This window comes from Pseudomonas sp. lyk4-R2A-8 (assembly GCF_030209095.1).
GTDB lineage: Bacteria > Pseudomonadota > Gammaproteobacteria > Pseudomonadales > Pseudomonadaceae > Aquipseudomonas > Aquipseudomonas quebecensis.
This window is the reverse complement of record NZ_JARVSS010000001.1, coordinates 262517-284247: the sequence shown is the minus strand read 5'-3', so window position 1 is coordinate 284247 and position 21731 is coordinate 262517. Positions and strand designations below refer to the sequence as shown.

Here is a 21731-nt window from a genome sequence, read left to right as displayed (position 1 = left end):
TTTTCACGAGGAGGATCCCAGGTCGGGCGGACCGTTTTCGCAATTCCTCGCAAAGGTGTGTCAATGAGTAGTACGCAAAGCTCCAATGACCTCGAACAGGGGCTCAAGCCGCGCCACGTCACGATGCTGTCGATTGCCGGCGTCATCGGTGCCGGTCTGTTTGTCGGCTCCGGCCACGCGATTGCCGCTGCCGGCCCAGCGGTGCTGCTGGCCTATGCCGCCGCGGGCACGTTGGTGGTGCTGGTGATGCGCATGCTGGCCGAAATGGCCGTGGCGTCGCCCGACACCGGTTCGTTTTCCACGTATGCCGACCGTGCGATCGGCCATTGGGCCGGTTTTACCATCGGTTGGTTGTACTGGTGGTTCTGGGTGCTGGTGATTCCATTGGAAGCCAACGCGGCCGCCACGATCCTGCATGCCTGGTTCCCTGACGTGGCGATCTGGGCGTTCACGCTGGTGATTACCCTGCTGTTGACGGCCACCAACCTGTTCAGTGTGAAGAACTACGGTGAGTTCGAGTTCTGGTTCGCGCTGATCAAGGTCGTGGCCATCGTGGGTTTCGTGATCCTCGGCCTGGCGGCGATTTTCGGTTTCCTGCCGACCAGCCAGGTCAGCGGCGTCTCGCACCTGTTCGACACTCAGGGCTTTATGCCTAACGGAATGGGCGCGGTGCTGGCTGCCATCCTGACCACCATGTTCTCGTTCATGGGCACTGAGATCGTCACCATCGCCGCGGCCGAGTCGAAGAACCCGGGCCAACAGATCACCAAGGCGACCAACTCGGTCATCTGGCGTATCGGCCTGTTCTACCTGTTGTCGATCTTCATTGTTGTCTCCCTGGTGCCTTGGAACGATCCGACTCTGGCTGCGGTAGGTTCCTACCAGACCGTGCTTGAACGCATGGGCATTCCGAATGCCAAGCTGATCGTTGACCTGGTAGTGCTGGTGGCGGTGACCAGTTGCCTGAACTCGGCGCTGTATACCGCATCGCGCATGCTGTTCTCCCTGGGCCGTCGTGGTGACGCCCCGGCCGTGGCCAAACGCACCAACAAGAGCGGTACGCCTTACTGGGCGGTGATGCTGTCCACCGGCGCGGCATTCCTTGCCGTGTTCGCCAACTACGTGGCTCCGGCCGCGGTGTTCGAATTCCTGCTGGCCAGCTCCGGCGCTATCGCCTTGCTGGTGTATCTGGTAATCGCAGTGTCGCAACTGCGCATGCGCCAGAAACGCACGGCGGCAGGCGAGAAGATTGTCTTCAAGATGTGGCTGTTCCCCGGCCTGACCTACGCGGTGATGGTGTTCATCGTGGGCACGTTGACCATCATGCTGTTCCAGGAAGCGCATCGCGTGGAGATCATCGCGACGGGCATCCTGAGCCTGCTGGTAGTGGCGGCGGGGTTGATGGTGTCGAGCCGGCGCAAGGCTCAGAGAGTAGGGGCTGCGGTGCTTAACTGACCGCCATTCCAATGTGGGAGGGGGCAAGCCCCTCCCATTTTTTGTCAGTCTTGCGAGTTGGTAAGGGCTTGGGAGGCGGCAATGTAGTCCGCTTGAAACTGCGGCGATTCGATCCACGCCAGTGCGGCGGCTTCATCATCGCTGTCCGTGGCCCACTGCCGGTACTCGATCAGTGCCGCCAGGATAAAGTCGGTAGCTTCTTCTTCGCCTTCCTGCTCAAGTACCAGCGCGAGCAGCGGGTGGGCCAGGAATGCCGCGCATAGCGCTTGCTGACTGATCTCGCCGGCAACGCGCATCTCCACGAACAGCTCTGTTAAATCCACCGACTCCAAATCGATACGGCTGTCATCGCCGGCGAACGCATCCGGCTTAGTCGCGACCGCGCGCTGGGTGCGGTTCTGTTTGGCCTTGGCCTTGGCCCGGTGGGCACGTTTTTGCTGCTTGTTCGGCGAGGCCATGGGCTCACGTCCTTGGGGTCAGGATCTGGGTCAGGTATTGAAGCGCAGGTTGGCGCAAATCCCAAGGGTATCTGCCATTAATTGGCTGGCATGTTCTCGCCGTTCCAGCCGCTCGCCTGGTAATCACGCCAGTAGATGCTTAGGCTTGCGCCTTTGCGTTCCACCAGGGCGTTTCCATGACCCGCGACACCCTCGAACATCACCAAATCCCTATCTACTTCGTCACCGTCCTGCTGGCTGTCGGCTTCGGCCTGCTTGCGCCTTCGTGGGGGCACGGCCTGGGTGTGTGGATCACACCGGCCATCGCGGTGCTGATGTACGCGATGTTCCTGCAAATTCCGTTTCTGGACCTGCGCGAAGGCTTGAGCCGCAAGCGCTTCATGGCGGCCTTGCTGCTGGCTAATTTCATCCTGGTGCCCTTGCTGGTGTGGGGGCTGACCCTTGGCTTGGCGGAGCGTCCGGCGCTGCTGGTGGGGGCGTTGCTGGTGTTGCTGACGCCGTGCATTGATTACGTGGTGGTGTTTACCCATATCGGTAAGGGCGATTCGCGGTTGATGCTCGCGGCGACGCCGGTGCTGCTTTTGCTGCAGTTGCTGCTGTTGCCGCTGTACTTGGGGCTGATGCTGGGGGCGCAATCCGGCGTGGTGATTGACGCGCAGCCGTTTGTGCAGGCGTTTGTGCTGCTGATTGTGGTGCCGATGGTGGCGGCGGTGGCGACCACGTTTGTGGCGCGCAGGTCGGCGCAGGTCGGCGCTTGGAGCGCGGCTTGGGCCTGGCTGCCGGTGCCAGCGATGGCGCTGGTGCTGTTTGTGGTGATCGGTTCGCAGATCACGTCGGTAGTGCGCGATTTCAGCCTGTTGCTGCCGGTCATTCCGGTCTATGTAGGTTTCCTGTTGCTGGCGCCGCTGACGGGCGCCTTGGCCGCGCGGCTGTTCGCGTTGCCGAGTGCGCCCGCGCGGGCGGTGACGTTCAGCGCGTCGACGCGCAATTCGCTGGTGGTGCTGCCGCTGGCGTTGGCATTACCCGAGGAGGTGCGTGGGCTGGCCGCTACGGCTGTCATCCTGCAAACCCTGGTGGAGCTGGTCGGCGAATTAATCTACGTGCGCCTGGTACCCGCACTGGTATGGCGTGGCGGGCGCTGAAGGGTGAAAGATTGAGGGTTGTTCAGGCGTTATTCAGCAGGGCGACCGGCACCATAGGTCGGCGCTTTCTACCTGGCAGGTCAATCGATGGATCACCGCAACCGCTTTCGCCTGGAGTCCCTGGGCATTTTTCTGTTCGCCCTGATGCTGTTTACGCTGGGCATCTGGGACCAGCAGCCGCAGGGATTTGACGGGCGCTGGGCGCTGTTCCTGCAAGAAATGTATCGCCATGGCGCCAGTCTTTTTCCCACCACGTACGGCCAGCCCTACGCGGACTACCCCGGCACCGCGACCTTCTTCAGTTACCTGTTTGCCCGCCTGTTCGGTGCGCCCAATCATCTGGCCAACGTGCTGCCCACGGCGCTGGCTTCCGCCGGTGTGGTAGCGCTGATGTATCGCTTGCTGGCCCCTTCGAGTCGTCAGTGGGCGCTGCTCAGCGTGCTGTTGACACTGCTCACCACGCAATTGCTCGAAAAGTCCCGTTCGGTGTGTCTGGATCAGATGGTGGCGTTGCTCTGTGTAGGTAGTTTCTATCTGCTGCACACGGGGGAGCGCTTGGGTTCTCGATGCAGGCACCTGGCGGTCTTCCCGCTATTCGTGCTGGGCTTTGCCATACGCGGGCCGCTGGGGTTGATCGAGGTGTGCGGTGTGGTGTGCGTGTATTGGGCGCTGGGCAAACCGGGCGAGCGGGTCAGGCAGGTACTGATCCACGGCATCATCGGACTGATTTTGCTGGCGGCGTGCTGGCTGCTGCTGATGAGGCTCGCGCGGTTCAGCGGGGGCGAGGGGTTTGCCGCCGAGGTATTCAGGATGCAAGTGGGCGGGCGCCTGGATGAAAGCGGCGAGCCGTTCTATTTCTACTTCCAACTGAGTTTGTACCGCTACTTTCCGGTAGTGCCCCTGGCGCTGGCAGCGTTGTTTGCGTTGCGTCATCGCTGGTCTGAGCGTTGGGTAAATGATGACATGCAGCTCATGGTGCGACTGGGAGCCTGCGGTTTGATGATCCTGATCGGGTTGTCGGTGCCGCATTTCAAGCGGGCTTATTACATCCTGCCCATGGTGCCGATGTTCGCCGCTGTCGCCGCCTATGGGCTGCTCCAGGCGCAAGGCTGGCTGACTGGCGTGCGCCGCTGCTACGAAGTGCTTGTCGCGGCTTTGCCGTCGTTGTGCGTGGTCGCGGTGTTTGTGTGTCGGCATGCATGGGAGAAACACGGTTACTGGCCTGACATCTCGTTGCCGCTGTTGATTGGTTCGCTGCTGGTGCTGCAGGTGGCCGCGCTGATCGCCTGGCGTCGGCCGCTGCGCTTGGTGTGGCTCAGTTTGATAGCGCTGCTGGGGCAATGGCTGATGCTGGTAAGCGTGGTGGAGCCGGCCAAGGACCTGCAATTCGATACGCGGCAGTTTGTCGGCCAGGTCGAGGCCCTGCGTGCCACGCAGCCGGGGCCGTTGGTGTTTGTCAATCTGGCGCGGGACACCTGGGCGGTGCGCTACATGATGAACCTGAATCACGATGAACAGCCGCTGTTCGTCGGTCGTGATCAAGTGCAGCGCCTGGCAGCGTTACCGCGCCCGGTATGGGTGATCGTCGCGCGCAAGGAAACCGCGTTGTTGAAGCAGACGCCGTTGGAGCATCTGGCTCCGGCGTTCAATGGGCGATTGAATGACAATCCGCTGATGGTGTTTTTGCTGGAGTGAGGTGAGTTTTTTGTCTTGCGGGAAAGCCTCGAAGGAATGGGGCTAATAGAGCGGTTCATTGCTTCGAGAACAGGCCTGGGGGCGTCAAATCCCAGGCAATAAAAAACCCGCACCAGGCGGGTTTCTTATGCGTTTCAGATGATATGTGCACCACCTGAAACTAATGAGTGGTGCCCAGAGACGGAATCGAACCGCCGACACGGGGATTTTCAATCCCCTGCTCTACCGACTGAGCTATCTGGGCAACGGGGCGCATTAAACGGGTTTTTCAGGGGGTCGTCAAGCAAGTTTTCAAAAAATATTTAATTATTACCGTCGCTTACGTTCCGACCCCGGTTTTTGATCAGTTATTGAGCAGGTGGTACGTAGCCGTCGGCCTTGGCGTAATCCTCGCCGGAAAAGAACTTGTCCATTTCGCCCTGCAGGTATTTGCGGTCTTCGGCGTTCATCATGTTCAGGCGTTTTTCGTTGATCAGCAGGGTCTGGTGTTTTTGCCAGTCGGCCCAGGCTTTGGCGGAGACGTTGTCGAAAATGTCCTGGCCCTTGGCGCCGGGAAACGGCGCGCGTTCCAGGGCAGGCAATTCTTCGTGGTACTTGCGGCACATGATGGTGCGGGTCATGACGACTCTCCTGCGTTCAATACATCGGCCGCGCGTTTGAGCAGTTCTTTCACCGGGGCGGCAAGGCCCAGGCGCGGCGGGGTGGCGAGGTTATACCAGAGCCAGTCGGCCTCGGCCACGTGATGGGCCGATTCCTGCACACGGACCAGCAGCGGTTCGATGGCCAACTGGAAGTGGCTGAAGGTGTGGGTCAGCCCCGGCAGTGCCTGTTGCCTGCCCAGCTTGAGCGCATGCTGGTGGGCGAGGTGTTCCAGGTCCTGCAGGTCGTCCAGTTCCGGCAGGCTCCACAGGCCGCCCCACAAACCGGTGGACGGGCGGCGGTAAAGCAGAATCGCGCCCTCGGCATTGGCCAGCATCGGCATGAGCGTGCGCTTCTGCGGAATGCTCTTGCGTGGCTTGGGAATCGGGTAGCGCGTTTCCAGGCCTAGCCTATGGGCCTCGCAGCTCGTTTCCAGCGGGCACAACAGGCAACTGGGTCTGCTGCGGGTGCACAGGGTTGCGCCCATGTCCATCATCGCCTGGGTATAGGCGTTGACTCGGTCATGAGGTGTAAATCGCTCGGCGGTGGCCCACAGTTGCTTGGCTACCTTGGGCTCGCCTGGATAGCCTTCCTGAGCGGTAAATCGTGCCAGTACGCGCTTGACGTTACCGTCGAGGATCGGTGCGCGCAGGCCCATGCTCAGGCTGGCGATCGCGCCGGCGGTGGACAGGCCGATACCGGGCAGCTCGGTGAGTTTTTCCACATCCCGCGGAAACTCGCCGCCGTACTCGGCGACCACAATCTTCGCGGTCTTTTGCAGGTTGCGTGCGCGGGTGTAGTAACCCAGGCCCGTCCACAGGTGCAGCACTTCGTCTTCCGGTGCGGCGGCCAGGGCTTGGACCGTCGGCAGCGAGGCCATGAACCGGTCGAAGTAGTTGAGCACGGTGCTCACCTGGGTCTGCTGCAACATGATCTCCGAAACCCACACCCGGTAGGGTGTGATGCCCTGTTGCCAGGGCAGGTCATGGCGACCGTGGCGGTCGTACCAATCCAGCACCGCCGTTGAAAACTGCTCGTTTCTCATCGTTTGAACAGGCCTTTGAGCGCGTCTTTGAGTTGCGGGTTGACCTTGTCGAGTTTCTCTTCGAGCTTCTCGTTGAGGCGGTTGCCGGCGGCCTTGACGGCAACCTGGCCGAGGCCGTCCTTGTCCAGGCGGCAGGCTTTGGCGCCCAGCTCCAGCGGGCCGCGGCAACGCAATGGCACTTCGATACCCTGGAAGTTGGCACCCACTTCGCAGGCCGGGTCGGGCACTTCGCGCTGGTCGCCCTCGACAATGATGCCAACCCGGTAATCCATGCCCAGCACGCGCAGGTCCACGTCACCGTTGCCGTTGACCGTCAGGCCGGGGATGCGCACTTTCAGGTCCGGGTTGTTGGCCACGCCGTTACGGAACGTCAAGTTGCCCCTCAGCTCCTGGAATGGCGTGTCCTTGCCGCGTTGCTCGCCGCTCAAGGTTTTGCGGTTGAGCAGGGCGATGCCGGTGCACAGTTGCTGTTCAAGGTTGGCGTTGAGCAGCACGCCATTGTTGATTACGAAGCTGGCGGTGCCGTTAAGGCTGTCGATCAGGGCTTTCTGGCTGTTGCCACGGCCGCTGAGGTTGCTGTCCAGCGTCACCTGGCCTTTGACCGGCGGCGTCTGCCCCTGGGCCTGCAGGATGCGTTCGACGGGGACTTGTTTGATGCGGGTTTGCAGCGCGAGCACCGGGATGTCCTGGCGCACATCCAGATTGCCGTTTGCCTGGAAGGTGCCGTTGTAGAGCCCGCCGCTCAGGGTGTCGAGCTTGAGCTGGCCATCGACGCCGGATGCTTTGAGCACCGCGTTCTGGATCGGCAGTTTGCTCAAGGTCAATTGGCCGAACGCGAGGTCTGCATTCACGTCGAGCGTGCGCAGGCGCGTCAGCGGCAGCAGCTTGTCGGTGCTCCAGGCGCCTTTGGTCGGCGCCTCCGGCAGCGGCGTGGTGCCGCCGGCGGCCATCGCGCCGGCCTCGCTGTTCTGGACTTCGGCCTGGCGTGCGGCGCTGGCACCCTTGGCAGATTCGGACTTGGCGGGTAGGTAATTGTCGGCGTTGAACGTGTCGCCCTTGAGTTGAACGCGCAGCGACTGCCTGGCGAAGTCATCCACCGCCACGCGACCGGTGAAGGTGCTGCCGTCGAGTTTCAGGTTCAAATCTTCCAGGGCGAGGCTGGTCGGCGTGCCTTTGATACGGCTGACCAGTTCGACTTTGCTCAGGCTGCCCTCGGCCATCGGCGGCAGCGGGTTGCCCACGCTGTCGAGGAACTTGGCCAGGTCGAACTGAGCGATCGACAAAGCGCCGTTGAGTTGCGGGGTCTTGTCCAGGTCGTTGATCTTCAGCTCGCCCAGGGCACGCAATTGGTTGGCCGAGAGCTTCAGGTTGGTCCATTCGGCGATGTTGGCCGCCTGGTCCACCAGCAACTGGCCTTGGGTGGAAAAGCTTACGGTCTTGCCTTGCAGCGGTTCGCCCGTGGCTTCGCCGCTGATGCGCATGTCTTCGAACTGGTAGCGCTTGAGCGCACGCTGGATGCGCAGATTGCCGGTCAGTTCGGTCTTGAGGCGCATCACCGGCTGGTTACTGCCGAAGAACGCAGTGAGCTTGACCGGAATGCTCGCGCCTTCATGAATGGCGCCGGCGCTCAACTGAATGCTTTCGGCGCTGAACTGCTTGCCGGTCTGTTCGTCGTTGTATTCGACGCGCGCGTTGTTGATGGTCAGGCTGTCGATGTCCAGGCGGATGGGCTGGGCCGGTTTCTCCGGTTTGACCTCGGCGGCTGGCTGCGCCGGTGTGGGCGCGCTGGCGGTCGCTTCGGAGGCGTCAGGGACGTTCTTGCCGATGTCTTCCCAGTTGCCGTGACCCTGCTTGTCGCGGTTCAGGCGCAGGTTCAGGCCTTCGACACGCACATCGCTCATTTGCACTTCACGGCGCAGCAGCGGCAGCACGCGTACCGACAGGCCGAGCATCTGCAGGTCGGCGAACGGTTGGGTCGGATTGGTCAGGGTCGCCACGCTGGCTTCGTGCAGTTCCAGGCCCAGCCAGGGGAACAGGCTCCAGCCGATGTCGCCATTGAGCGTCAGCTCGATGTGGGCCTTGTCGCGGGCAATCTGGCGGATCTCATCTTTGTAGTCGTTGGGATCGAAGAGGTGGGTCAAGGCAAAGCCGAGAGCCACAATGATCAGCAACAGCCCGAGAAGTACCAGACCCAGGATTTTGCCGAACGCTTTCATGGGCGAGTCCTTGTATGTCGATTTCAAAAATTAGCCGCAGAGTATAACGCCCGACGGCCTGCGTCAGTTCACCGATCGTTACATTGTATCCATGGGGGCGAGAACAGGTTTTTGGCGTCAAACAAACTGAAATTCCTTAAAAAGGTGATGGCATTTTGGTTTTTTTCGCGTTTGTAGATGCTAATCTCTGCGCGTTCGTCCGCCTTCTGCGACCTATCGTCGCGCCAAAATGGAGTTTCGCTCAATAAAACGGCCACGCTTTGCGTGCAAGGCCGGGGGGAAGCGCGCCTGACGGACGCATACCAATAACTGGGGGAAACACCAATGAGCACTCGCACGGCGGCCGCTTCTACAGCCGCACAGCCAGCGTTCCTGTCCAAGGAACGCATCATCGCCAAGCCCGGGTTCAACCGCTGGCTGGTCCCACCGGCCGCCCTGGCCATCCACTTGTGCATCGGTATGGCCTATGGCTTCTCGGTGTTCTGGTTGCCGTTGTCCAAGGCGCTGGGGATCACCGCTCCGGTTGCCTGCGCGCCGGACATGAGCTTCATCGCACAAGTTTTCTCGTCCCAATGTGACTGGCCTATCTCGATGCTGGGCTGGATCTACACCCTGTTCTTCATCTTCCTGGGCTGCTCGGCGGCGATCTGGGGCGGCTGGCTGGAACACGCCGGGCCGCGCAAGGCCGGCGTTGTATCGGCATTGTGCTGGTGCGGCGGCCTGCTGATCTCGGCGCTGGGGATCTATACCCACCAGATCTGGCTGATGTGGATCGGCTCCGGCGTGATCGGCGGTATCGGCTTGGGCTTGGGGTACATCTCGCCCGTGTCGACCCTGATCAAGTGGTTCCCGGACAAGCGCGGCATGGCCACCGGCATGGCGATCATGGGTTTCGGCGGCGGCGCGATGGTGGGTGCACCGCTGGCCGCGGCGCTGATGGGCCATTTCGCCTCGCCGACCAGCGTCGGCGTGTGGCAGAGCTTTCTGGTGATGGCTGCGATCTACTTCGTGTTCATGATCGGTGGCGCGCTGTCCTATCGCGTTCCGCCGACCGGCTGGAAGCCTGAGGGCTGGACCGCACCGGCGAAAAAAGCCAGCAATGCGATGATCACCCACCGTCACGTACACGTGAACGTGGCGTGGAAAACCCCGCAATTCCGTCTGGTATGGCTGGTGCTGTGCCTGAACGTCTCGGCCGGTATCGGCATTCTGGGCATGGCGTCGCCGCTGTTGCAGGAAGTGTTCGGCGGCAAGCTGCTGGGCGTGGACGTACCGTTCGGCCAGCTGGATGCCGGGCAACTGGCCTCGATCGCAGCGATTGCCGCAGGCTTCACCGGTCTGTTGAGTCTGTTCAACATCGGTGGCCGGTTCTTCTGGGCGTCGTTCTCCGACTACCTGGGGCGTAAAAATACCTACTTCGTGTTCTTCGCCCTGGGCTTTGCCCTGTACGCGTTGATCCCGAACCTGGGGCACCTGGGCAATGTGGCGCTGTTCGTGGCCGCGTTCTGCATCATCCTGTCGATGTACGGCGGTGGTTTTGCGACCGTGCCGGCGTACCTGGCCGACCTGTTCGGTACCCAGATGGTCGGTGCGATCCACGGTCGACTGCTGACGGCCTGGGCGGCGGCGGGCGTATTGGGCCCGGTGCTGGTGAACTACTTGCGTGAATATCAACTGAGCATCGGCGTTGAACGCGCTGCGGCCTATGACATCACCTTGTACATCCTCGCCGGCCTGCTGGTGCTGGGTTTCATCTGCAACCTGCTGGTGCGCCCGGTGGCCGACAAGTACTTCATGACCGACGCGGAACTGGCCGCCGAGCAGGCGCTGGGCCATGACAAGGGTGCCGATGCCAGCACCGTGCTGGAGTGGAAAGCATCCGCCGCCAGCAAGCCAATGGCGATCGCCGCCTGGCTGGTGGTGGGTATACCGTTGGCGTGGGGTGTGTGGGTAACCCTGCAGAAGACGGCTGTCCTGTTCCACTAAGTTGATCGCAGGCGGGCGCACCATCCTGGAGCGCCCGCTTGTATGCACATGTCTATCCCCGACATTGCCCGCCTCAACTCGTCAGTCTTATCCCCTCCGATGTTTCTGTTTAGCGCCCGCGCCCCTATAATGGCTGCCTTTTTCGCCCAACGATTTTGCGGAGCTGGTAATGGTCGAACGTATGGCGTCCGTCGAGCGCGACACTCTGGAAACCCAGATCAAAGCCTCGATCAACCTGGATGGCACCGGAAAGGCCCGATTCGATATCGGCGTCCCTTTTCTTGAGCACATGCTGGACCAGATCGCCCGTCACGGGTTGATCGACCTGGATATCGTCTGCAAGGGCGACCTGCATATCGATGACCACCACACCGTGGAAGACGTCGGCATCACGCTCGGGCAGGCGTTTGCCAAAGCCATCGGCGACAAAAAAGGCATCCGTCGCTACGGTCACGCCTATGTGCCGCTGGACGAAGCGCTGTCGCGCGTGGTGATCGACTTCTCCGGCCGCCCTGGCCTGCAGATGCACGTGCCATACACCCGCGCCACCGTGGGCGGCTTCGATGTCGACCTGTTCCAGGAATTCTTCCAGGGCTTCGTTAACCACGCCCTGGTCAGCCTGCACATCGACAACCTGCGCGGCACCAATACCCACCACCAGATCGAAACCGTGTTCAAGGCTTTCGGCCGCGCGCTGCGCATGGCCGTGGAGCTGGATGAGCGCATGGCCGGGCAAATGCCCTCGACCAAGGGCGTGCTGTAATGCAGACGGTCGCGGTTATCGATTACGGCATGGGTAACCTGCACTCGGTGGCCAAGGCCCTCGAGCACGTAGGCGCCGGCAAGGTGCTGATCACCAGCGATGCCAAGGTGATTCGCGAAGCCGACCGTGTGGTGTTCCCAGGCGTTGGCGCGATTCGCGATTGCATGGCCGAGATCCGCCGCCTGGGCTTTGACAGCCTGGTGCGTGAAGTCAGCCAGGACCGCCCGTTCCTCGGCATCTGCGTGGGCATGCAAGCCTTGCTCGACAGCAGTGAAGAGAACGAAGGCGTCGACTGCATCGGCCTGTTCCCAGGCCAGGTGAAGTTTTTCGGCAAAGACCTGCATGAAGACGGTGAACACCTGAAGGTCCCGCACATGGGCTGGAACGAAGTCCGCCAGACCGTGGATCACCCGCTGTGGCACGAAGTGCCGGACATGGCGCGTTTCTACTTCGTGCACAGCTACTACATCGCCGCCGCCAAGCCCGGCCAGGTGGTGGGTGGCGGGCACTACGGCGTCGACTTTGCCGCGGCGCTGGCCGACGGTTCGCGGTTTGCCGTGCAGTTCCACCCGGAGAAAAGCCATACCCATGGCCTGCAATTGCTGCAGAACTTCGCCGCGTGGGACGGGCGCTGGTAAGTGGCCAGGAAGCCGAAACCGCCGATCCTGACCCTCACGCCCGAACAGGAGAGTGAGGCGACCGTCAAGATCAAGCGATTCATGGAGGACCGCTTCGAGCTCAAATTGGGCTCGTTCGAGGTCGCCGAGATTCTTGAGCTGTTCACCACCGAAGTGGCTCCGCACTATTACAACAGGGCGATTTTCGATACGCAGACGCTCCTTAAAGAACGGTTCGAAAGCATAGAAAGCGACCTTTGGTCGCTTGAAAAGAGCAGCTGAAAGCTTCAAGCCCAGGCTGCAAGAATTGATACGCGTGCTTGCTTGCAGCTTATAGCTTGCAGCTTGCAGCTCTTTGACGAAGGAAAAGCATGCTAATTATCCCCGCTATCGATCTCAAGGACGGCGCCTGCGTACGTCTGCGCCAAGGCCGCATGGAAGATTCCACCGTGTTCTCCGATGACCCGGTGAGCATGGCTGCCAAATGGGTGGAAGGGGGCTGCCGTCGTCTGCATCTGGTGGACTTGAACGGCGCCTTCGAAGGCCAGCCGGTCAATGGTGAAGTCGTCACCGCCATCGCCAAGCGCTACCCGAACCTGCCGATCCAGATCGGCGGCGGTATCCGCTCCCTGGAAACCATCGAGCATTACGTCAAGGCAGGCGTGAGCTACGTGATCATCGGCACCAAGGCGGTCAAAGACCCGGCGTTTGTCGCCCAAGCCTGTCGCGCGTTTCCCGGCAAAGTGATCGTGGGCCTGGATGCCAAGGACGGTTTCGTCGCCACCGACGGCTGGGCTGAGATCAGCACCGTGCAGGTGATCGACCTTGCCAGGCAGTTCGAAGCCGATGGCGTGTCCGCCATCGTTTATACCGACATCGCCAAAGACGGCATGATGCAGGGCTGCAACGTGCCGTTCACCGCGGCACTGGCGGCGGCGACGAAGATTCCGGTGATCGCTTCCGGCGGTATCCACAACCTGGGTGACATCAAGTCACTGCTGGACGCCAAGGCCCCCGGCATCATTGGCGCCATCACCGGCCGTGCGATCTATGAGGGCACGCTGGACGTGGCTGAAGCTCAAGCTTTTTGTGATGGCTACGCGGCCAGCTCCAAGTCGTAGGCTGCAAGCTGCAAGTAAAAGCAGATCTGCTTCTACTTGCAGCCTATAGCTCAAAGCTTGCAACTCTTATCGGAGATAAGCCCATGGCTTTAGCCAGACGCATCATCCCTTGCCTGGACGTCGACAACGGTCGCGTGGTCAAGGGCGTCAAGTTCGAGAACATCCGCGACGCCGGCGACCCGGTGGAAATCGCCCGTCGCTACGATGAGCAGGGTGCCGACGAGATTACCTTTCTCGACATTACCGCCAGCGTCGACGGCCGCGACACCACCCTGCACACCGTTGAGCGCATGGCCAGCCAGGTGTTTATCCCGCTGACCGTCGGCGGTGGCGTGCGCACCGTGCAAGACATCCGCAACCTGCTCAATGCCGGCGCCGACAAGGTTTCGATCAACACGGCGGCAGTGTTCAATCCCGAGTTTGTCGGCGAAGCGGCACAGCACTTCGGCTCGCAATGCATCGTGGTGGCCATTGACGCCAAGAAGGTCTCCGGCCCCGGCGAAACCCCGCGCTGGGAGATCTTCACCCACGGCGGCCGCAAACCTACCGGCCTGGACGCGGTGGAATGGGCGATGAAAATGGAAGGCCTGGGCGCCGGTGAAATCCTGCTGACCAGCATGGACCAGGACGGCATGAAAAACGGCTTCGACCTGGGTGTGACGCGCGCCATCAGCGATGCTTTGGGCATTCCGGTGATCGCTTCCGGCGGCGTCGGCACCCTGCAGCACTTGGCTGACGGTGTCATCGAAGGCCACGCCAGCGCGGTGCTGGCGGCGAGTATTTTCCACTTTGGCGAGTACACCGTTCCTGAGGCCAAGGCCTACATGGCAGCTCGCGGTATCGTCGTTCGCTAAACGTTGCTGGACACCATGGCAGGCGCGCGGCACTCTCTGCGCTTGCCATGGATTTCGGTAACCTTCATGTTCAAACACCTGCTGCTCGCCCTCGCCGGCACCTCCCTCCTGTTGGCCGGCTCGGCCCGCGCCGACGACGCATCCGGCAGCCCTCTGGTGCTGCTCACGGAAAATTTCCCGCCCTATAACATGGCCAAAAACGGCAAGAACTTCGCCAAGGACGAGAACATCGAAGGCATCGCCGTGGACATCGTGCGCGAAACCTTTAAGCGCGCCGGGATCTCTTACGACCTCACCTTGCGTTTCCCTTGGGAACGAATCTACAAGCTCGCCCTGGAAAAGCCCGGTTATGGTGTGTTCGTCATGGCGCGCCTGCCGGACCGCGAAGCGCTGTTCAAATGGGTCGGCCCCATCGGTCCGGATGACTGGGTATTGCTGGCCAAGGCCGACAGCACTATCCAGCTGGACGACCTGGAGCACGCACGGCGCTACAAGATCGGCGCCTACAAAGGTGACGCCATCGCTGAAAGCCTCGAAAAACAGGGGCTCAAGCCTGTGGTCGTGCTGCGTGATCAAGACAACGCGCAAAAGCTCATGGATGGCCGGATTGACCTATGGGCCACCGGCGACCCGGCCGGGCGATACCTGGCGCGGCAAGTCGGCATCACCGGCTTCAAGACGGTTTTGCGCTTCAATAGCGCCCAGCTCTACCTCGCGCTGAACAAGAACGTACCGGACGAGCAGGTGAGCAAACTGCAGGCGGCGCTGGATCAGCTGCGCAAAGAAGGCGTGATCGACGAGATCATGGCGCGTTACCTCTAGCCTCAGCGCGGCTTGAGCAGGTCCACACGCAGGGTAGACGGCTGGTCCGCCTGGTCGAAGGCATAGGTACAGATTTTGTACGGTGTGTTTCTGACGCTGATCACCTGGGCATACTTTTCCAGCACCATGCCGGGGTGATCATTGAGTGGGTAGACCAGGTCGATGATCTCGTCCTCTTCATCCGCCGCCGCAGGCGCCGGCGGGATGGGCTGATAGCCCACGGGGCGCAGGCAATCGGTGGTCGCCGCAGGGCCGTACTTGTAGGTATAGCGGTGCATGAATGGCGGCGCCAGGTTCCAGATGACGGTATAGGCCGCCGAGCCTTGTTTATCCAGGTTGATGGTCACATTCGGCGTACGTGCCGGCCCTGGCTCGGCGAGCTCGACCGCAAGGGTCAGGGCGTTTCTCATCATGCCGTTGGTTACGCGCTGTTCTGCGGACTCGACCCCGACAATACACAGCATGTGCATCCCCGTTTGCGGGCCGATGGCGTCGTTCACGTAGGCGCCTTGCGCTTTGATCGGCACGCTGTAGAGCGCCGGATTTTCGCAGTCGATGGCGCGGCGGGTGGTCTTGTAGCGATAGAACGGAGTATTGGTGGTGAAGGTCAGGTTCCAGCGCGGCACGATGTCTTTGCCTTTGCCATCTGCGGGCTTGATGAAGTACTGCTGGATGGGCTCCGGGTTCTGAAAGGTGATGGATGTGGTCGGGTAGAGATCGCAGTGTTCGCTGTCGGCCTGCAGCATGCCGTCGACGAAACACTGATTGAGGAAGCTCACCGGGCTGCCGTAGTTCGTCTCGGGGTGCCAGACAGCTGTACCGCCATGGATTTCACACGGTGCATCGCGCTGGCATTTGCGCTCCTCTGGCTGGCCTGTGGTGCTGGTGCTGAGGATGCCGAACAGCTGGTTGGTCGTCCGGTCCAGCAAAGGCGCGCCGAAGCTGCCCACGCCGACGCCCTGGCACTGGTTCTTCATGGTGACCCGCCACACAAACGGCTGCTCCACCAGTTCGCGTGACGTTTGTTGCGTGCAGGCGGACAGGTGCAGGGTGTCCCATTCCGGAGCGATCAGGGTGAGAATATCACTGCCACTGGCAGGCACTTCTTCCGCCAGTTTCAATGGCTGGATGCCGGCCTTGATCAGGTCGGCCAGTGAAGCCTGCAACTCGACAATCGCCAGGTCGACCCCTTGGCTGCTTCCCCATTTCAGGGTTTTCAGCGGGTAGGTCTTGAGGGCTTCGAGGGTGTCGTCGAAGTAGTTGAAGCTGATGCTGCCCTTGATCGGCAAGTCGCGTTGCACCGCGCCGTTCAGGCGGTGCAGGCAGTGACTGCTGGTCAGCACATAGGCCGGACCGGACGTGCCGTCCTCGGTGCGCGTGTCCAGCAGGCTGGCGGTACAGAGCGTCTGGGTTTCGTTTCTGATTCGGCCGATACCGTTCCAGTGGTCGTGCTGATGCTGGGCGTTGGTTAGAAGGCGGGCAGGGCTGGCGTTGGCCAGGCCTTCGCCGAAATCCTTGGGCGCGGCATGCAGCGTGGCGCAGAGACTGCCGAGCAGCAGCCCTGAAACAACCCTGTGTGTGATGTTCATAGAGTGTCCTTACAGAATGAGTCGAAGGCTCACTATTCAGGACTGAGGGGCGCGAAACGCTGTAGTTATCTAGGGGCCGGGCGGTAAGTGCCGTCCCTGCCATGCCCGGCCATGGCCAGGTTGCTGCGCACGCTGATCATCAATTTGATATCGATCCACTCAACGCCTTGGGCCTTGAGCTTGGGCAACTCGCGCTCCAGCACCGCGAGGGTTTGCGGGTAAGGATGCCCGATCATTACTGCCGAGCCCTGTTTGTGCGCCAGCTTGATCGCGGTTTGCAGTTGCGTGGTAATCGCCGCTTCCGTGCGTTCGTCGTCCAGGAATACATCCCGCGAAACATGGGCCAGGCCAATTTTCTGCGCCTCGGCGGCGGCCACGGTCTGTGCGCTGGTGCGGCTGTCGACGAAAAACTTGTTGCGCCGTTGCAGCTCTGCCATCAGCCAGGCCATGGCTTGTGGCTGGGCGGTCATGCGGCTGCCCATATGATTATTGATGCCGGCCGTATAGGGCACCGCATTGAAAGCCGCATCCAGGCGTTTGCCGAGTTCTTCGATGGGGAGTTCGGGGTGCCAGGCGAATGGGCCGGTGGCTGGGTCCATGGGCATGTGCAGGATCACGATCTTGCCGGCCTTGTGTGCCTCGCGGGCGAATTCGGCGGCATGGGGCGTGTCGGGCATGATCGCCGTGGTGACCGGCCCCGGCAGGGCCAGCACGCGACGATCCCTGGGCAGGTTTTGCCCAAGGTCGTCGATGATCAGGGTGAGATAGGCTTTGCGGGGCTCGCCGGCAGGGGCCGCGTGGGCGACACCTGCCAGGCTGCACAGCACAGCGATGATCAGGGCAAAACGCATATCAACGGCTGCGCGTGATGCTCAAGCCCTTGAGCAGGCTCAACGCCTGGGCCAGTTGGTAATCGTCGTCCTGCGGCATCGGCTTGGCTTTGGCGCCGCTGCCGGTCGGCTGGTCGGCGCCGCCGTTGCCATTGCCCAGGTGACCTTGCAGGTCGGCCTCTTTGTAGTACTCGCTGTCGATCTCGTTGGTGATCCTGGCCTTGCGTACTTCGATGTCCGGCACGATGCCCTGAGCCTGGATCGAACGCCCGTTCGGCGTGTAGTACAGCGCCGTGGTGATCTTCAGAGCGCGCTCGTTGTTCAGCGGCAACACGGTCTGTACCGAACCTTTGCCGAAACTGGTGGTGCCCATCAGCACGCCACGCTTCTGGTCCTGCAGGGCACCGGCGACGATTTCCGAGGCCGAGGCGCTGCCGCCGTTGATCAGCACGGCCAACGGCACGTTCTCGCTGAGGTCGTTGCCGGTGGCCGAGAAGCGCAGCTCGGAATTGGCGATGCGGCCCTTGGTGTAGACGATCAGGCCCTTGGTGATGAAATGGTCGACCACTTCCACCGCCGACTGCAGCACGCCGCCCGGGTTGTTGCGCAGGTCGAGCACAATACCGCTGAGCTTCTTGCCGTTGTCCTTGCGCAGCTTGGCCAGGGCCTTGGCCACTTCGTCGCCGGTCTTGACCTGGAACTGCGTGATGCGGATATAGCCGTAGCCCGACTCCAGCAACTGGCTCTTCACGCTCTTGACCGTGATGGTTGCGCGGGTCAGCGTCACGTCGAACGGGTTGCCGCCGTCGCGCACCAGGGTCAGGGTGATTTTCTGGCCGATCTTGCCGCGCATCTTGTCGACGGCTTCGGTCATGGTCTGGCCGCGGGTCGGCTGGCCGTTGATCTTGACGATAAAGTCGCCGGCCTGGATACCGGCCTTGGAGGCCGGGGTGTCGTCGATCGGCGAGACGACCTTGATGTTGCCGTCTTCGGCGCCGACTTCAATGCCCAGGCCGCCGAACTCACCGCTGGTGCTTTCCTGCAGCTCGGCGAAATCTTCCGGCCCGAGGTACGCGGAGTGCGGGTCGAGGTTGCTGAGCATGCCCTTGATGGCATTTTCCAGCAGGGTCTTGTCGTCTACGGGTTCGACATAGGCTGCCTTGATGCGGTCCATGACCTCGGCAAAGGTGCGCAGCTCTTCCAGCGGCAACGGCGCCTTGGTGGTCGCGGCCGTGGCGGCGGGTGCAGCCGGAGCGGCCTGGTCGGCAAAAGCCAGAGGCGCGCCGATCACCAGGGCGATCGTCAGGGCCAGCGAAGTGAGGCGGGACAAATGCAGCATGTCGAACGAACTCCTAATGTAGATGCGACCCTTATCCTTGGGTTCTGCACCATTGTGCGGGATCGCTTGGGCGACCCTGCTGACGAATAGCGAAGTACAACGCCGGGGTGTCCTGGCCGCCACTGTTACCGACAGTGGAGATGGATTCACCGGCTTTTACAACATCACCTGCCGACTTGAGTAATGTCTGATTGTGGCCGTAAAGGCTCAAATAGCCATTCCCGTGGTCGAGAATCACCAATAAACCGGCCCCGCGCAGCCAATCGGCAAACACTACGCGGCCACCGTGGACGGCGTGGACCTGGCTGCCGGCAGCGGCGCTGATCATTACACCATCCCACTTGGCGCGGGTGTCGTCGCCGCGGGTTTCTCCGAAGCGTGCCAGTAATCGACCATCAACCGGCCATGGAAGTTTGCCGCGTGCCGAAGCAAATGGCCCGCCGAAGGATTCCCCGGCGCTGGAAACCAGCGGGCCGGGAGCCGCGTGCGCCGGTTTACGCGGCGCCGGCGCATCCGAGGTGGCGGCCAGCTCGGCCTCGCGCTGGCGCTTTTTTTCCGCTTCCTGCTGGGCGATCAGCGCTTTTTGCCGTGCTTCTTCGGCCTCACGCGCCTGGCGGGCCAGGGTTTCTTCGATGGTCTTGAGTACTTTCGCCAGGTCGGCCTGGTCCTGTTCACGGGCCTGCAGCTTGGCGTCGCGTGCCTTTACATCGTCATTGAGCTTGGCCAAGGCCAACTGGCGTTCCTTGCGAACCTTGTCCAGTTCGTTGCGCTGGGCGTCCAGGCTGCTCTTCTGGTCTTCCAGCTGCGACTGCTGGTTAGTGATCTCCTGTTCCACATTGGCCAACTGGCGCAGGGTCTCGTTGAAGCTTTTCAATTGCTCCAGGCGGGCCTTGCTCAGGTAATCGTAGTAGGTCAGGGTGCGCGCGAATTTTTCCGGGTTCTGCTGGTTGAGCAGCAGTTTTAAGTATTCCTGGCGGCCGCTCTGGTAGGCGGCGCGGGCCTGGATCGCGATCAGGCGTTGCTGTTCAACGCGTGCGCTCTGGAGTTTTTTTTTCTCAGCGTCGAGTCGCTCCAGTTCCGACTCGCTCTTCTTTAGTTCTTTTTGCAACTCTTGGACTTGCTTCTCCAGCTTGCCCATTTCGGTTTCCGTACCGCGCAGGTCTTTCTGCACTCCGGATTTTTCTTCCTGGAGCTTGCCGAGCAGTTTCTTCAACTCGGCAATGTCCTGACGCGTAGCGTCCAACTGTTGTTGGGTTTGTGCGCGCTCGTCGGCAAACGCCGGTTGGAGCAGGCAGACAAGAGCAAGGGTAATCAAGGCGCGAAGCATAGAGGCGGGCGACACCAGGGGGAAAGGGACGGCCTAGTATGCCCGCCAAGCGCTGCAAAAAAAACGCCCAATTCGGGCTCGCGGACAAGTTAGGCGCCGAGTGGCGGTGGTATGGCAAAAAGATATCTACCAAACACCGCAGATCCAATGTGGGAGAGGGCAAGCCCCTCCCACACGGTTGTTTAGATCAAACCAGGATTGAGGTGCCAGTCATCTCTTTGGGCTTCTCCAACCCCATCAGCATCAACATGGTCGGTGCCACGTCCGCCAGCACGCCGCCCTCACGCACTTTGAAATCGCGCTTGCCCACATAGATGAACGGCACCGGCTCGGTGGTGTGGGCCGTGTGGGCCTGACCGGTGGATTCGTCGGACATCTGCTCGCAGTTGCCGTGGTCGGCCGTGATCAGCGCTTCGCCGCCGACGTTTTCCAGGGCGTCGACAATGCGGCCGACGCACCGGTCCAGGCATTCGACGGCCTGGGTGGCGGCCTTGAGATTGCCGCTGTGGCCGACCATGTCGCCGTTGGCGTAGTTGACCACGATCACGTCGTAGCGCTGGTGTTCGATGGCGTCGACGATTTTGTCGGTGACTTCCGGCGCGCTCATTTCCGGCTGCAGGTCGTAGGTGGCGACTTTCGGCGATGGGATCAGGATACGTTCTTCGCCGGGAAACGGCTCTTCGCGGCCGCCGGAGAAGAAGAAGGTCACGTGGGCGTATTTCTCGGTTTCAGCGATACGCAGCTGGGTCTTGCCGTTTTTCGCCAGGTAATCACCCAGTACGTTTTCCAGGCTGCCGGGGGCGAAAGCCGACGGCGCCGGGATGTTCGCGGCGTATTGGGTGAGCATCACGAACTCGACTTTCGGCTGGCGCGCGCGCTCGAAGTCTTTGAAGCCGGCGTCGACGAATACGTGGCTCAGCTCGCGGGCGCGGTCGGCGCGGAAGTTCATGAACACCACGGCGTCGCCGTCTTCGACTTTCACCGGCTCGCCGATGGTGGTGGCTTTGACGAACTCATCGCTCTCGCCCCGCGCATAGGCAGCTTCCAGGCCTTCCTGGGCGGTGGCGGCGTGGAATTCGGCCTGGCCGTCGACAATCAGGTTGTAGGCCTGGGACACGCGATCCCAGCGATTGTCGCGGTCCATGGCGAAGTAGCGGCCCACCAGGCTGGCGATGCGGCCCTTGCCCAAGGCGGCAAAGGTGGCATCCAACAGCTCGATAGACGATTGTGCGCTTTTGGGCGGCGTGTCGCGGCCATCAAGGAAGGCATGCAGGTAAATCTTGTCGGCGCCGCGCTTGAACGCCAGTTCTGCCATGGCGACCAGATGGTCCTGGTGGCTGTGCACGCCGCCATCGGACAGCAGGCCCATGAAGTGCACGGCCTTGCCCGCAGCGACTGCTTTATCTACCGCCGCGCAGATGGTTGGGTTTTCGAAGAACTCGCCATCGCGGATCGCTTTGGTCACGCGGGTAAAGTCCTGATAGACCACTCGTCCGGCGCCCAGATTCATATGGCCGACTTCCGAGTTGCCCATCTGGCCGTCCGGCAGGCCCACGTCCATGCCCGAGCCGGAGATCAGGCCGTTGGGCACAGTGGCGCTCAGGCGATCCAGTACGGGCTTGTCGGCCGCGTATACGGCGTTGTCGTGGTGGCTTTCACTGTGTCCGAAGCCATCGAGAATTATCAGGACCAAAGGTTTAGGCGTAGTAGTCATAGATCCTCTCGCGGCGTTAATAAGGAAGACAATAGAAAAGGGAGTGGCAGTTTAAAGCGAAGTTCAGACCACGTCACCGCTTTACGGGGGTTGGCCCCCCCTGGCGGCTGTGTATACTT

At 61.5% G+C, this 21731-nt stretch carries 19 protein-coding genes and 1 tRNA gene; 10 read left to right on the top strand and 10 right to left on the bottom strand.

Annotation, left to right across the window (positions count from 1 at the left end; translation table 11 throughout):
- Window positions 1–63 precede the first annotated feature (63 nt).
- Window positions 64–1455 carry a GABA permease gene (gabP, locus tag QRN10_RS01175; protein WP_253509992.1) on the top strand — a complete coding sequence of 464 codons (1392 nt, stop codon included), beginning with the start codon at window positions 64–66 and terminating at the stop codon, window positions 1453–1455.
- Window positions 1456–1499: 44 nt separating this feature from the next.
- Here the strand turns inward: gabP and QRN10_RS01170 are convergent, their stop codons facing one another.
- Window positions 1500–1913: a hypothetical protein gene (locus tag QRN10_RS01170; protein ID WP_040265693.1), complete on the bottom strand. Its 414-nt coding sequence runs from the start codon at window positions 1911–1913 to the stop codon at window positions 1500–1502.
- Window positions 1914–2089: 176 nt separating this feature from the next.
- Here QRN10_RS01170 and QRN10_RS01165 point away from each other — a divergent pair, with 176 nt between their 5' ends.
- Both QRN10_RS01165 and QRN10_RS01160 read left to right on the top strand, forming a co-directional pair.
- Window positions 2090–3055: an arsenic resistance protein gene (locus QRN10_RS01165; RefSeq protein WP_285427717.1), complete on the top strand. Its 966-nt coding sequence runs from the start codon at window positions 2090–2092 to the stop codon at window positions 3053–3055.
- Between the two features lie 87 nt (window positions 3056–3142).
- Window positions 3143–4750, top strand: coding sequence for an ArnT family glycosyltransferase (locus QRN10_RS01160; RefSeq protein ID WP_285427716.1), 1608 nt, complete (start codon window positions 3143–3145; stop codon window positions 4748–4750).
- A 168-nt stretch (window positions 4751–4918) separates the two neighbouring features.
- On the opposite strand, the gene QRN10_RS01155 is transcribed toward QRN10_RS01160, so the two are convergent.
- The 4 genes from QRN10_RS01155 to QRN10_RS01140 all read right to left on the bottom strand — a co-directional run bounded on the left by QRN10_RS01155 (window position 4919) and on the right by QRN10_RS01140 (window position 8650).
- Window positions 4919–4994: transfer RNA gene (locus QRN10_RS01155), tRNA-Phe, on the bottom strand.
- A 103-nt stretch (window positions 4995–5097) separates the two neighbouring features.
- The gene (locus QRN10_RS01150; RefSeq protein ID WP_106577463.1) at window positions 5098–5370 is read right to left on the bottom strand and encodes an oxidative damage protection protein; all 273 of its coding nucleotides are present in this window, start codon (window positions 5368–5370) and stop codon (window positions 5098–5100) included.
- The gene (gene mutY, locus QRN10_RS01145; protein ID WP_285427715.1) at window positions 5367–6434 is read right to left on the bottom strand and encodes an A/G-specific adenine glycosylase; all 1068 of its coding nucleotides are present in this window, start codon (window positions 6432–6434) and stop codon (window positions 5367–5369) included. Before mutY ends, QRN10_RS01150 begins: the two co-directional genes overlap by 4 nt.
- Window positions 6431–8650: an AsmA family protein gene (locus tag QRN10_RS01140; RefSeq protein WP_285427714.1), complete on the bottom strand. Its 2220-nt coding sequence runs from the start codon at window positions 8648–8650 to the stop codon at window positions 6431–6433. Before QRN10_RS01140 ends, mutY begins: the two co-directional genes overlap by 4 nt.
- Before the next feature lie 324 nt (window positions 8651–8974).
- Between QRN10_RS01140 and QRN10_RS01135 the strand changes: the two genes are divergently transcribed.
- The 7 genes from QRN10_RS01135 to QRN10_RS01105 all read left to right on the top strand — a co-directional run bounded on the left by QRN10_RS01135 (window position 8975) and on the right by QRN10_RS01105 (window position 14813).
- Window positions 8975–10636 (top strand): OFA family MFS transporter, encoded by a 1662-nt coding sequence (locus tag QRN10_RS01135; protein ID WP_266245478.1) that lies wholly within the window; start codon window positions 8975–8977, stop codon window positions 10634–10636.
- 169 nt (window positions 10637–10805) lie between these two features.
- Window positions 10806–11399 (top strand): imidazoleglycerol-phosphate dehydratase HisB, encoded by a 594-nt coding sequence (hisB, locus tag QRN10_RS01130; protein ID WP_181080274.1) that lies wholly within the window; start codon window positions 10806–10808, stop codon window positions 11397–11399.
- Entirely contained in the window at window positions 11399–12037 is a 639-nt protein-coding gene (hisH, locus tag QRN10_RS01125) for an imidazole glycerol phosphate synthase subunit HisH (protein WP_253510000.1), read from the top strand. The genes hisB and hisH overlap by 1 nt, the downstream gene beginning before the upstream one ends.
- Complete coding sequence (locus tag QRN10_RS01120; protein ID WP_181080276.1) at window positions 12038–12298, top strand: DUF2164 domain-containing protein; 261 nt, start codon at window positions 12038–12040, stop codon at window positions 12296–12298. It begins immediately after the preceding gene.
- An 89-nt stretch (window positions 12299–12387) separates the two neighbouring features.
- Window positions 12388–13137, top strand: a complete 750-nt coding sequence (hisA, locus tag QRN10_RS01115) for a 1-(5-phosphoribosyl)-5-[(5-phosphoribosylamino)methylideneamino]imidazole-4-carboxamide isomerase (RefSeq protein ID WP_181080277.1) — start codon at window positions 12388–12390, stop codon at window positions 13135–13137.
- An 83-nt stretch (window positions 13138–13220) separates the two neighbouring features.
- Window positions 13221–13991 (top strand): imidazole glycerol phosphate synthase subunit HisF, encoded by a 771-nt coding sequence (hisF, locus tag QRN10_RS01110; protein ID WP_181080278.1) that lies wholly within the window; start codon window positions 13221–13223, stop codon window positions 13989–13991.
- Between the two features lie 66 nt (window positions 13992–14057).
- A complete protein-coding gene (locus QRN10_RS01105; RefSeq protein WP_253510004.1) occupies window positions 14058–14813 on the top strand; it encodes a substrate-binding periplasmic protein in 756 nt (251 codons plus the stop codon).
- Between the two features lie 2 nt (window positions 14814–14815).
- Here the strand turns inward: QRN10_RS01105 and QRN10_RS01100 are convergent, their stop codons facing one another.
- From QRN10_RS01100 to gpmI, 5 genes are all read right to left on the bottom strand, one after another.
- Complete coding sequence (locus QRN10_RS01100; RefSeq protein WP_285427713.1) at window positions 14816–16402, bottom strand: serine protease; 1587 nt, start codon at window positions 16400–16402, stop codon at window positions 14816–14818.
- Between the two features lie 65 nt (window positions 16403–16467).
- The gene (locus tag QRN10_RS01095; RefSeq protein WP_181080281.1) at window positions 16468–17253 is read right to left on the bottom strand and encodes a divergent polysaccharide deacetylase family protein; all 786 of its coding nucleotides are present in this window, start codon (window positions 17251–17253) and stop codon (window positions 16468–16470) included.
- Between the two features lies 1 nt (window position 17254).
- Complete coding sequence (locus tag QRN10_RS01090) at window positions 17255–18571, bottom strand: S41 family peptidase (protein WP_181080282.1); 1317 nt, start codon at window positions 18569–18571, stop codon at window positions 17255–17257.
- A gap of 31 nt (window positions 18572–18602) precedes the next feature.
- Window positions 18603–19898, bottom strand: coding sequence for a murein hydrolase activator EnvC family protein (locus tag QRN10_RS01085; RefSeq protein ID WP_181080283.1), 1296 nt, complete (start codon window positions 19896–19898; stop codon window positions 18603–18605).
- A gap of 187 nt (window positions 19899–20085) precedes the next feature.
- Window positions 20086–21612 (bottom strand): 2,3-bisphosphoglycerate-independent phosphoglycerate mutase, encoded by a 1527-nt coding sequence (gene gpmI, locus QRN10_RS01080; protein WP_253510009.1) that lies wholly within the window; start codon window positions 21610–21612, stop codon window positions 20086–20088.
- Window positions 21613–21731 lie beyond the last annotated feature (119 nt).

Bases quoted from the DNA above. Each gene is read 5' to 3' on its own strand.
- QRN10_RS01090 (WP_181080282.1), bottom strand. From the start codon at position 18,571: ATGCTGCATTTGTCCCGCCTCACTTCGCTGGCCCTGACGATCGCCCTG.
- hisA (WP_181080277.1), top strand. From the start codon at position 12,388: ATGCTAATTATCCCCGCTATCGATCTCAAGGACGGCGCCTGCGTACGT.
- mutY (WP_285427715.1), bottom strand. From the start codon at position 6,434: ATGAGAAACGAGCAGTTTTCAACGGCGGTGCTGGATTGGTACGACCGC.
- QRN10_RS01135 (WP_266245478.1), top strand. From the start codon at position 8,975: ATGAGCACTCGCACGGCGGCCGCTTCTACAGCCGCACAGCCAGCGTTC.
- hisF (WP_181080278.1), top strand. From the start codon at position 13,221: ATGGCTTTAGCCAGACGCATCATCCCTTGCCTGGACGTCGACAACGGT.
- hisH (WP_253510000.1), top strand. From the start codon at position 11,399: ATGCAGACGGTCGCGGTTATCGATTACGGCATGGGTAACCTGCACTCG.
- QRN10_RS01095 (WP_181080281.1), bottom strand. From the start codon at position 17,253: ATGCGTTTTGCCCTGATCATCGCTGTGCTGTGCAGCCTGGCAGGTGTC.
- QRN10_RS01105 (WP_253510004.1), top strand. From the start codon at position 14,058: ATGTTCAAACACCTGCTGCTCGCCCTCGCCGGCACCTCCCTCCTGTTG.
- QRN10_RS01100 (WP_285427713.1), bottom strand. From the start codon at position 16,402: ATGAACATCACACACAGGGTTGTTTCAGGGCTGCTGCTCGGCAGTCTC.
- QRN10_RS01160 (WP_285427716.1), top strand. From the start codon at position 3,143: ATGGATCACCGCAACCGCTTTCGCCTGGAGTCCCTGGGCATTTTTCTG.
- QRN10_RS01140 (WP_285427714.1), bottom strand. From the start codon at position 8,650: ATGAAAGCGTTCGGCAAAATCCTGGGTCTGGTACTTCTCGGGCTGTTG.
- gabP (WP_253509992.1), top strand. From the start codon at position 64: ATGAGTAGTACGCAAAGCTCCAATGACCTCGAACAGGGGCTCAAGCCG.
- hisB (WP_181080274.1), top strand. From the start codon at position 10,806: ATGGTCGAACGTATGGCGTCCGTCGAGCGCGACACTCTGGAAACCCAG.
- QRN10_RS01165 (WP_285427717.1), top strand. From the start codon at position 2,090: ATGACCCGCGACACCCTCGAACATCACCAAATCCCTATCTACTTCGTC.
- QRN10_RS01085 (WP_181080283.1), bottom strand. From the start codon at position 19,898: ATGCTTCGCGCCTTGATTACCCTTGCTCTTGTCTGCCTGCTCCAACCG.
- gpmI (WP_253510009.1), bottom strand. From the start codon at position 21,612: ATGACTACTACGCCTAAACCTTTGGTCCTGATAATTCTCGATGGCTTC.
- QRN10_RS01170 (WP_040265693.1), bottom strand. From the start codon at position 1,913: ATGGCCTCGCCGAACAAGCAGCAAAAACGTGCCCACCGGGCCAAGGCC.
- QRN10_RS01150 (WP_106577463.1), bottom strand. From the start codon at position 5,370: ATGACCCGCACCATCATGTGCCGCAAGTACCACGAAGAATTGCCTGCC.